9 protein-coding genes are annotated in these 6993 nt (G+C 43.1%); 3 read left to right on the top strand and 6 right to left on the bottom strand.

Annotated features, from left to right (window positions below):
• Positions 1-98 precede the first annotated feature (98 nt).
• Entirely contained in the window at positions 99-761 is a 663-nt protein-coding gene (locus tag H8A87_RS16190) for an AzlC family ABC transporter permease (RefSeq protein WP_198690967.1), read from the top strand.
• On the top strand, positions 761-1084 hold the full coding sequence (locus H8A87_RS16195) for an AzlD domain-containing protein (protein ID WP_198690968.1): 324 nt from the start codon (positions 761-763) through the stop codon (positions 1082-1084). The genes H8A87_RS16190 and H8A87_RS16195 overlap by 1 nt, the downstream gene beginning before the upstream one ends.
• A gap of 180 nt (positions 1085-1264) precedes the next feature.
• Here H8A87_RS16195 and gorA read toward each other — a convergent pair whose 3' ends face one another.
• Entirely contained in the window at positions 1265-2617 is a 1353-nt protein-coding gene (gene gorA / locus H8A87_RS16200; RefSeq protein WP_198690969.1) for a glutathione-disulfide reductase, read from the bottom strand.
• Between the two features lie 152 nt (positions 2618-2769).
• Positions 2770-3612, bottom strand: a complete 843-nt coding sequence (locus H8A87_RS16205; RefSeq protein WP_198690970.1) for a 23S rRNA (adenine(2030)-N(6))-methyltransferase RlmJ — start codon at positions 3610-3612, stop codon at positions 2770-2772.
• 209 nt (positions 3613-3821) lie between these two features.
• On the opposite strand from H8A87_RS16205, the gene H8A87_RS16210 reads away from it, so the two are divergent.
• Positions 3822-4187: a DUF1090 family protein gene (locus H8A87_RS16210; protein WP_198690971.1), complete on the top strand. Its 366-nt coding sequence runs from the start codon at positions 3822-3824 to the stop codon at positions 4185-4187.
• Positions 4188-4246: 59 nt separating this feature from the next.
• Here H8A87_RS16210 and H8A87_RS16215 read toward each other — a convergent pair whose 3' ends face one another.
• The 4 genes from H8A87_RS16215 to H8A87_RS16230 form a co-directional block, all read right to left on the bottom strand.
• The gene (locus H8A87_RS16215; protein ID WP_232370315.1) at positions 4247-4783 is read right to left on the bottom strand and encodes a hypothetical protein; all 537 of its coding nucleotides are present in this window, start codon (positions 4781-4783) and stop codon (positions 4247-4249) included.
• A 591-nt stretch (positions 4784-5374) separates the two neighbouring features.
• Positions 5375-5647 carry a hypothetical protein gene (locus H8A87_RS16220; protein ID WP_198690972.1) on the bottom strand — a complete coding sequence of 91 codons (273 nt, stop codon included), beginning with the start codon at positions 5645-5647 and terminating at the stop codon, positions 5375-5377.
• Positions 5648-6166: 519 nt separating this feature from the next.
• Positions 6167-6589 carry a toprim domain-containing protein gene (locus tag H8A87_RS20530; protein ID WP_408646933.1) on the bottom strand — a complete coding sequence of 141 codons (423 nt, stop codon included), beginning with the start codon at positions 6587-6589 and terminating at the stop codon, positions 6167-6169.
• Between the two features lie 30 nt (positions 6590-6619).
• Positions 6620-6928, bottom strand: a complete 309-nt coding sequence (locus H8A87_RS16230; RefSeq protein ID WP_198690977.1) for an integrase core domain-containing protein — start codon at positions 6926-6928, stop codon at positions 6620-6622.
• Positions 6929-6993: the final 65 nt, after the last annotated feature.

Below are 6993 nucleotides of genomic sequence, written 5' to 3' on the forward strand. Positions count from 1 at the left end.
TACTCCAGTGTTCATTAAAAAGAACAAAACGTTCGACTTGATATGATCTTCAAATCTGTTCATTATAATGAAAAATCGTTCGGTATGGATAACATTGTATGTTTACTCACTATTTCTCCTGTCTGAAAGGCGATATTAAAAAAGCGATATTTCTGGTCTGTCTGGCTGTCGGCGTGGTTGGCGTTTCCTATGGTTCACTGGCCATGGCTTATGGCTTTCCTTTATGGGTTCCACTCGCCTTGTCCACGTTAGTGCTGGCGGGAGCGTCAGAATTTATGTTTATTGGTATTGTTGCCAGCGGCGGTCATCCACTTGCAGCAGCTGTGGCAGGCTTGTTGGTGAATGCCCGTCATTTTCCTTTCGGAGTGGCTGTACGCGAGTTGGTCGGAAAACACATGTTGGGGTTTCTGGGATGCCACATTATGAATGATGAAAGTGTGGTTTTCGGTATGTCACAACCGACTCCTGAACAGCGCAAAGCCGCCTACTGGCTATGCGGTATCGGCGTTGCCGTATTCTGGCCGCTCGGCGTAGTCATTGGCTGCGTGGTCGGTAAATTCCTTCCTATACCGGAAGCCATTGGTCTGGATGCAGTCTTCCCGGCAATTTTGCTGGCATTGGTTATCCCATCATTCAAGAACAGAACCACACTGATTCGCGCTTCCAGCGGGGCGGCGCTTTCGCTTGCAGCCGTGCCTTTCACGCCAGTGGGGTTACCAGTATTGATGTCACTGTTGGGCTTACTGGCGAGGAAAAAATAATGGCAAGCTATACCCTGATTATTATCGGCATTGCGGTGTTGTCGATTGGCACTTATTTGATGCGTCTTGGTGGAGCAAAACTGGGCAATAGACTGGCATTATCAGAACACTCTCAGGCACTGCTTAAGGATGCTGCCACCACGTTATTGTTCGCTGTAGCGCTCGCTGCCACCTTCTACGAAAGTGGCCATTTTGCTGGTATGGCGCGTGTACTGGGTGTTGCCGTCGCGGTGTTTCTTGCTTGGCGAAAAATGCCGCTGATTGTCATGATTCTAGTTGCGGCGATCGTGACAGCACTTCTGCGCTATGCGGGTATAAACTAAAGAAAAGCACTGCCGCAAATAGCGGCAAGTGGTAAATGCTGCATCCCTGTATATCCATATTATAAATATGCTATCAAACATTAAAAAAGCCTGCTCAAACTCTAAAAAGTTCAGGCAGGCTCAATCATTTTAGTACACAAAATTGTAGTGATATCCACCATATCGCTACATAATAAAGAGTTATCTCATAGTAACAAACTCTTCCGCCGCAGTCGGATGGATCGCAACCGTATTATCAAAATCCTTTTTCGTTGCTCCCATCTTCAACGCAACCGCAAAACCTTGCAGCATCTCATCCATACCAAAACCGATACCGTGGATGCCGACAATTTTTTCATTTGCTCCCACACAAACCAGCTTCATGCGGCATGGCTGACGATGTTGCGTCACAGCAGTATACATTGCGGTAAATGACGAAGTATAAATCTTAACCTGATCTTCGCCATATTTCGCCTTTGCCTGTGGTTCTGTCAAGCCTATTATACCAATGGGTGGATGGCTGAATACCACCGTTGGTACATTGGTGTAATCCAAATGTTCTTCAGGTTTGTTATTAAACAGACGCTCTGATAAACGGCGTCCCGCTGCAACCGCTACTGGTGTCAATTCCACCGCACCCGTGTTATCACCAACCGCATAAATACCATTAACATTGGTATTCTGATATTTATCGACTTGGATATAACCTTTCTCACTCAGCTCAACACCCGTTGCAACCAGATTCAGATTATCCGTCATCGGTTCACGCCCAATTGCCCAGACCAGCGTATCAACCGTCTGCTCCCTGCCATCCTGCAATTGAACGGTCAGGCTGCCATCACTATTTTTAATCACGGACTTTAATATCGCTTCCGTATGCAATGTCGGCCCTTCACTTTTGATGACTTCCAGCAATGTCTCCACAATCATAGGATCGAAAGAGCGCAGCGGCGCATGTTTACGGACAAACAGATGAGTTTCACTCCCCAGTGCATTCAACACGCCCGCTATTTCAACCGCAATATAGCCAGCTCCCACCACAGCAACACGCTTCGGCATTTCATCCAGTTCAAAGAAACCATCTGAATCAATGCCATATTCTGCACCGGGAATCTCTGGACGCACAGGACGACCGCCTGTTGCAATAAGAATATGGTCAGCCGTAATTTTTTCGCCATTAACTTCAACAGTGCGCGCATCAACAAAACGGGCAAATCCTTGGATGACATCCACCTTATTGTTACCCAATACGCGCTCATAAGAATGATGGATGCGGTCAATATAGGCAGTACGGCTAGCAATCAGCTTTTTCCAGTCAAAACGACTGACTGTGGTATCAAAGCCATATTCGGGACCATATTGATGAATAGATTCCGCAATTTGAGCAGCATGCCACATCACTTTCTTCGGTACACAGCCCACATTAACACATGTTCCGCCTAATGCTTTTGCTTCAATCAGGGCACACTTCTGCCCATACATGGCTGCACGGTTAATGGAAGCAATGCCGCCACTGCCACCGCCAATTGCAATATAATCGTAATGTTTACTCATCTTAGGTCACTTCCGTCTAATCAATTAACTTACTGCTAAAGTTCAACCTGACGTCTATTATTACAAAAAGTTATCGCTGACTGTGGACGATTCTGGCTCTTATTGCCATAGGCCACAGCTATTGAATGATAACGCCACGCTAAACCCTCACCTTATTCAGGTACAATCCATTCCACTGAAGCATGTCCTGTACCTTCAGGAACCAATACCTGATGCAGCCACGGCAATACCGCCTTCATCTGCTGCTCCAATTTCCACGGTGGATTAATGACGATCATGCCTGATGCCGTCATACCACGTTGATCACTGTCAGGACGCATGCCAAGTTCAATCTGTAAAATCTTGCGGATGCCTGTCGCTTCCAATTCCCTCACCAAGCGTTTAATCTGCTGGCGCAACACAACGGGATACCACAGCGCATAAGTGCCGGTCGAAAAGCGCTTATACCCTTCCTGAACACCCTGAACGACACTCCGATAATCCGATTTCAATTCATAAGATGGGTCGATCAGCACAAATCCACGGCGGCTTCTTGGCGGCAGTTTTGATTTCAACTGCTGATAACCATCTTCCCGCAGGACACGTGCGCGTTGATCACGGGAAAATTCCATGCGTAACAAAGGAAAATCACTGGAATGCAACTCACTCAGATTAAGCTCATCGTATTCGCGCAATAAATGACGAGCAATCAGCGGAGAACCCGGATAATAGCGCAGAGAACCATTTGGGTTTAGCGCCTTCACGGCATCCATGTACGCCGTCAATTCCTCAGGAATATCATCACGCTGCCAAATGCGGGCAATACCTTCCAGATATTCTCCCGTACGCTCGGCATGTTCCCCGCTCAATTGATAACGGCCTGCGCCAGAGTGGGAATCTAGATACAGGAAAGATTTTTCTTTTTCTTTAAGTGACTCAATGATCAGGCTTTGCACCGTGTGCTTCAGCACATCAGCATGATTGCCGGCATGGAAGCTGTGACGATAACTTAACATTCGATTTAACCCCGAGAGCGGAATATTGATAACTTGCCTGATGCCCTACCAGACAACTAAAGGGGCATTATAGCCTCATTCTCAACAAAAAAGATAAAAGCCTCCTCCAGCTCCCTTTACGGTGTTAACTCAGTTGAATTTTTAGGATCGAATCGAGATCGGAGTATAAAATTTTAGATAAGTGTTCTTAATAATCCCAGGAATAATTCATGATGTCGAAAACCTTGATCTTATCTACATTGATCGTTTTCAGTATGAGTGTTGCCTATGCAAGCCAAGATAAATCAGGATGTGAGATAAAAAGAAAAACACTGAAGAAACAGCTCGAATATGCCCAAACAGATAAAAATGAGCGCCTAATAACAGGATTAACTCGAACCTTGAAAAACATAAAAGCCACATGTGCTCTGGAAAAACGCGTACAAGATAAAAACAATAAACCAAAAATTGTGAAAAATAACTTAGCTGACAACTCTCCGTCATTGAAGCAAGCAGATGGCAAAAAGCGGCCTCGCAAGCCTGCTAAAAGCAACACAATGGACACAGGCAAAAAAGTGCAGGCCAAGCAGAAATAGCCAACCTGCACTAAATTCCGAACCAACTCAGCTCATTTTTTTGGAAGAGCGGGAGAAGTTTACAAATTTTTCCCCCTAACCTGCTGTGCATTAGAAGGGGAAATCTTGTAGTAAACCTTATCACTCATGAATGGCTCATGTTTAATTTCTACTGAAAGAATGGAATTATTTTTGGAAATAGCATAGTGGCTAAAATAATTCCCTTCTCTTTCATAAGGATAATGAAAATTAGGTTTGAGAAATTTTTTCACATACGACTCATCCGAAGGATAATACTCATCCGAATAAATTACTTTTTTATTCCTAACAAAGATAATCTTATAAAAAAGACTGGCTTTTTCATTAAATGACGCACCGATAATATCCTCAATATCCTCACGTCCCATTCCTTTATCGATGATATACATTTTGTCCCAGTCAAAAGGGATAATTTTAGTCATATCAACCAAACAGGCAGTGTTCTTCTGACAATGCTTGTCGGCGTAATCAATAATTCCCAATCGACTGCTATTAAAAGATAAAAATAAAATGGCAATCCCCAACATTAACGCAAATATGATAATATTATTTCTGTTGACAACATGGAAAAACATCATTCCCCCCCTTCATAATCAAATCTGATATGAGAAAACGGCTTTGGAATTTTAACCTTTAAAATCAACTAGTTACTATTAATCTTGCAATCTCAGCCTTATCACAGAGCCCTCATGTCATTGATATTGATAAACTCAGTCAGAAAAAGCCCTCCTCAGCCTTTCAACAGCAGCTTAATATTTTTGGAGTTTACAATATGTCATGAAGGTATATCTTGAATTGTGGAGATGAACCCACATCACTTATAATCAATTGTTTTTAATTACTATTTGATATCTTAAGTGCGGTTTACAAGATAAAGAAATTGACATCTGTTTCTGTTCTTCAGTATCAAGAGCGGTACGCAAGAATACTCTAGACAGCGAAAAAGTATAGTAATTGTACTAGCGATTTTTTTGATTTCAAATAGAAAAATATGGTTAACAAATAATAAATGAGGAAAATGATTACTAACGTGATTTAATGATAGTTTTCGAGGGATTAAGTATGTGGGATTTTTAAGAAAAACACTGGTAATTTATACATGCCAGTGTAGTTATTAATATGTTTTGACTTCCAGCGTAGCTACTTTTGAGGAATAAAACGCTTATCCTTCATTTGCTGTTCGTTTGCGGGGGAAAATCGGTAGTACTTTTTAGAACGAATTCTTGAGCACCTTCCACGTTCATCAGGACATTTGAATTATCATTGGGAACAAAATAATAATTAAATCGACATTTGTCTTTTGCTCCATTTTCTGGACAAGAAAAGTATTGTAATAAGTGCTGATAGTCTGCAAAGAACCCAAAATGTGGGTAGTATTCATCAGTGTAAAAATTTTTATTACCTTTATCGATATAATTTATTCCCTGACCAGTCCCATTCATGGAAAATCCCCACAATATTCTTAATATCACCAGTATATATATCCATATCAAATACATACATGGGATCCCATTTAAACGGAATTACTGCACTCATATCCACCAAACAGTCTTGGTCTTTATGGCAATAATTATCAACATAATAGAATAAAACATCAACGATATTGAAGTCTCTATTTTTGTATATTAAAAACATGATGATAGTCAGACATAAAAGTATTTTTAATTTATTTTTCACATTTGATATATATTTTTACTCACTTAATCCATTCTAGTTTATATAACCTATCAGACCGCTCGTAATCTAACACTGTTAAAATAACCTAATTATCTTGATAGTGTCATTATATTACTCAACTATCTAATAATTACAGATATATAATTTGGCTTACTATGACTAACACTAGAAATTAAATCCTTATCATCTATCCGCTACCAATATTTACTGTAAACTTTTGGATATTGATATTCATAAATAGAAATGGTAACCAGTGGACCGGTCTCCGCCAGCTGGCAGGTCAGTCAGGGCGCTGAGGCCAAAGCCCTGCCACGCACTGAAGCCGTGTGGGGGCGGGTCAGGCGACCACAGGGTGCCACGCTGTACGCGGGTTCAGCGGCTAAGGAAGCCGCGGGTTCTGGCGCTGTGGCGGGCTCCACTTTTTGGTGCTCAACCGCCACCATGTCCGCGGCGTCCTGCATCAGCAGCGCGCCCTCAATCAACAACGAGAAGGCCGTTTCCGGCTCGGCCATCTGGCACAGATACCCGTTCGCATCCTTCCCCGACGGGAACACCACACGCAGCGGGGTGATGCCTTTGGCAACCAGCGCGGTCGCCAGTTTTACCGCCACGTCATTGCCTGCACTGTCATTGTCGAAGGCAATCAGGATTTGCTTAATCCCGTATTGCTCAAAGGCCTGCCAGTGGTCAGGCGTGACGCCGTTCACCCCATAGGCGGCCGTCACATTGTGTAGTAGTCAAGAACTTCCGGACACCTTTCTAGCCTGTTCCCATTGCTTTTCGTATTCAACGGGGGTATTTCCCCCGTTGAAACTATGGGGTCGGGTGTAGTTATAGTACCCGCCCAGATATTGGGGGATATCTCTTATCGCTTCATGAATATCCTGATAGCCTTCTGGTGGGATCCATTCACTTTTCAAACGCCGGAATATCCGTTCCATCGGGGAATTATCATAGCAGCAGCCTCTGCGACTCAGGCTTTGGATAATCTTGTTTTGCCAGAGTAAGCGGCGGAACTTTTTACTGCTGTATTGACTGCCTTGGATGCCCTTCTAAGTGTCAAGTCATTATTTGTATACTGTTGATCTAACGATCCCGGGTACGCAATAAA

Origin of the sequence: Xenorhabdus lircayensis (genome assembly GCF_016306625.1) — a bacterium.
GTDB classification, from domain to species: domain Bacteria; phylum Pseudomonadota; class Gammaproteobacteria; order Enterobacterales; family Enterobacteriaceae; genus Xenorhabdus; species Xenorhabdus lircayensis.

Bases quoted from the DNA above. Each gene is read 5' to 3' on its own strand.
- H8A87_RS16190 (WP_198690967.1), top strand. From the start codon at position 99: ATGTTTACTCACTATTTCTCCTGTCTGAAAGGCGATATTAAAAAAGCG.
- H8A87_RS16195 (WP_198690968.1), top strand. From the start codon at position 761: ATGGCAAGCTATACCCTGATTATTATCGGCATTGCGGTGTTGTCGATT.
- gorA (WP_198690969.1), bottom strand. From the start codon at position 2,617: ATGAGTAAACATTACGATTATATTGCAATTGGCGGTGGCAGTGGCGGC.
- H8A87_RS16205 (WP_198690970.1), bottom strand. From the start codon at position 3,612: ATGTTAAGTTATCGTCACAGCTTCCATGCCGGCAATCATGCTGATGTG.
- H8A87_RS16210 (WP_198690971.1), top strand. From the start codon at position 3,822: ATGATGTCGAAAACCTTGATCTTATCTACATTGATCGTTTTCAGTATG.
- H8A87_RS16215 (WP_232370315.1), bottom strand. From the start codon at position 4,783: ATGATGTTTTTCCATGTTGTCAACAGAAATAATATTATCATATTTGCG.
- H8A87_RS16220 (WP_198690972.1), bottom strand. From the start codon at position 5,647: ATGAATGGGACTGGTCAGGGAATAAATTATATCGATAAAGGTAATAAA.